Origin of the sequence: Inquilinus limosus MP06, assembly GCF_000767795.1 — a bacterium.
Classification (GTDB): Bacteria; Pseudomonadota; Alphaproteobacteria; order DSM-16000; family Inquilinaceae; genus Inquilinus; species Inquilinus limosus_E.
Map to the genome: position 1 here is coordinate 1 of NZ_JANX01000759.1, position 2,430 is coordinate 2,430.

2 protein-coding genes are annotated in these 2,430 nt (G+C 72.5%); one reads left to right on the forward strand and one right to left on the reverse strand.

Annotation, left to right across the window (positions count from 1 at the left end; all coding sequences use genetic code 11):
* Nucleotides 1-49: 49 nt before the first annotated feature.
* On the reverse strand, nucleotides 50-997 hold the full coding sequence (locus P409_RS31985) for a choline sulfate utilization transcriptional regulator (RefSeq protein WP_052121637.1): 948 nt from the start codon (nucleotides 995-997) through the stop codon (nucleotides 50-52).
* Nucleotides 998-1,117: 120 nt separating this feature from the next.
* Between P409_RS31985 and betC the strand changes: the two genes are divergently transcribed.
* A partial coding sequence (betC, locus tag P409_RS31990; RefSeq protein ID WP_238578823.1) for a choline-sulfatase occupies nucleotides 1,118-2,430 on the forward strand: 1,313 nt, incomplete at its 3' end.

Here is a 2,430-nt window from a genome sequence, read left to right on the forward strand (position 1 = left end):
ACCTTCTGAAAAGGTCTCGCTTGCGGGAGAGGCCACACGTTCCCCTGAGTCACCTTCGCCCTTTTCCGGAATCACCACCTCGGGCGCCGCGCCCCGCCGCCTCGGCCACCAGCCAGTCGCGGAAGGCGGCGCGCAAAGGATCCGGCCGGTCGGCCAAGGGTTGCGCCAGGAAGTAGCCGCGCTGGGTGCGGTAGGGCGCCGGCAGGCAGGCGACGAGTTGCCCCGCCGCCAGCAGGTCGTCGACCAGCGGCCGCCAGCCCAGCGCCACCCCCTGCCCGGCCAAAGCCGCCTGCAGCACCAGCGGATAGTTGTTGAGGCGCAGGGAGCGGCCGCGCGGCGCCCCCTCCACCCCCTGCCCCCGGAACCAGCCGGCCCAATCGAGCCAACGCGCCGGGTCCGGGCTGTCGAGATGCAGCAGCGGCTGGCCCAGCAGGTCGGCCGGCGCCGTCAGGCGCGGCAGCCGGGCCAGCATCTCCGGGCTGCAGATCGGCACCACGCTTTCCGGGAACAGCCGGTCGACGGTGCAGCCGGGCCAGCGCCCCGGCCCGAAGGCGACCACGGCGTCGACGGCGCGGTCGCGCGGGTCGATCACGTCCTGGCTGGCCAGGATGCGGATCTCGACCCCGCCCAGCGCCGCCCGCAGCCGTTCCAGCCGCGGCAGCAGCCAGTAGGTGGCGAAGGCGAAATCGGTGGCGACGGTCAGCCCGCCGGGGTCGCGCGCCTGGCGGATCTCCGCCGCCGTGTCGGCAATGGCGTCGAGCGACCGGGTCACCACCTGCAGCAGGCGCTCGCCCTCCCCGGTCAGCGCCACGCCGCGATGCAGCCGCCGGAACAGGGCCGCGCCCAGCCGCGCCTCCAATGCGGCGATCTGATGGGAGACGGCGGGCTGGGTAGCCCCGAGCTCGCGCGCCGCGGCGCTGAAATTCGACAGCCGCCCCGCGGCCTCGAAGGCCAGGAGCGCCGGCATCGGCGGCAGGTCGCGGCGACGGGTTGCCATAAACAGAGATAATACCTCCATGAGCCGCCGCGGTCTTCACGATCCTTTCGGTCGCACCCCATCCTGTCGGCTGAACCGGGGCTCCGTCCCCGGCGTTGCATAGGCATGGAGAGGCGGATCGTGGGGACAGAGGCGCGGCGACCGAACATCCTGATCCTGATGGCGGACCAGCTGACGCCCTTCGCCCTGCCGGCCTATGGCAACGCCGTGGTGCGGGCGCCGGTGATCGCCGGGCTGGCGCGGGACGGGGTGGTGTTCGACGCCGCCTATTGCAACAGCCCGCTCTGCGGCCCCTCCCGTGCCGTGTTCATGTCCGGCCGGCTGCCCTCGGCGATCGGCGCCTATGACAACGCCGCCGAGTTCCCCTCCGACATCCCGACCTTCGCCCATGCGCTGCGGGCGCTGGGCTACCGCACCATCCTGTCCGGCAAGATGCATTTCTGCGGCGCCGACCAGCTGCACGGCTTCGAGGAGCGGCTGACCACCGACATCTACCCGGCGGATTTCGGCTGGACCCCGGACTGGGACCGGCCGGAGGCGCGGCCGAGCTGGTACCACAACATGTCGTCGGTGATCGATGCCGGCCCCTGCATCCGCACCAACCAGCTGGATTTCGACGACGAGGTGGTGTTCGCCGCCGAACGGCGCCTCTACGACCTGGCGCGGACCGGCGCCGGGACTGCAGGGGGCCAGCCCTTCTGCATGACGGTGTCGCTGACCCATCCGCACGACCCCTTCGCGGTGCCGGAGCGGTACTGGAACCTGCATCGCGACGAGGACATCCCGCTGCCCGAGGACGCGCCGGCCGACGACCCGCATTCGCGCCGGCTGCGCGCGGTGTGCGAGCTGGACCGCACCCCGATCACGCCGGAGCAGACCCGCCGCGCCCGGCGCGCCTATTACGGCGCCATCGCCTATGTCGACGAGCAGTTCGGCCGGGTGATGGAGGCGCTGCGCCGCACCGGCCTGGCCGAAGACACGGTCACCATTCTCCTCTCCGACCATGGCGAGTTCCTGGGCGAGCGCGGCCTCTGGTACAAGATGAGCTTCCTGGAGGGCGGCAGCCGCATCCCGCTGATCGTCCACGCCCCCGGCCGCTTCGCGCCGCGCCGGGTGGGCGCCGCCGTTTCCTCCGCCGATCTGCTGCCGACCCTGGTCGATTTGGCGACGCCCGAGGGCGCGCCGGCCCACCCGACGCCGCTGGACGGGCGCAGCCTGCTGCCGCATCTGGCCGGCACCGGCGGCCATGACCTGGTGCTGGGCGAATACCTGGCCGAGGGTGCGGTGGCGCCGATGGTGATGATCCGCCGCGACGGCTGGAAGTTCATCCACAGCCCGGCCGACCCCGACCAGCTGTTCGACCTGATGGCCGATCCCGGCGAGCGGATCAACCTCGCCGCGGACCCCGCCCAGGCCGCCCGCCTCGCCGCCTT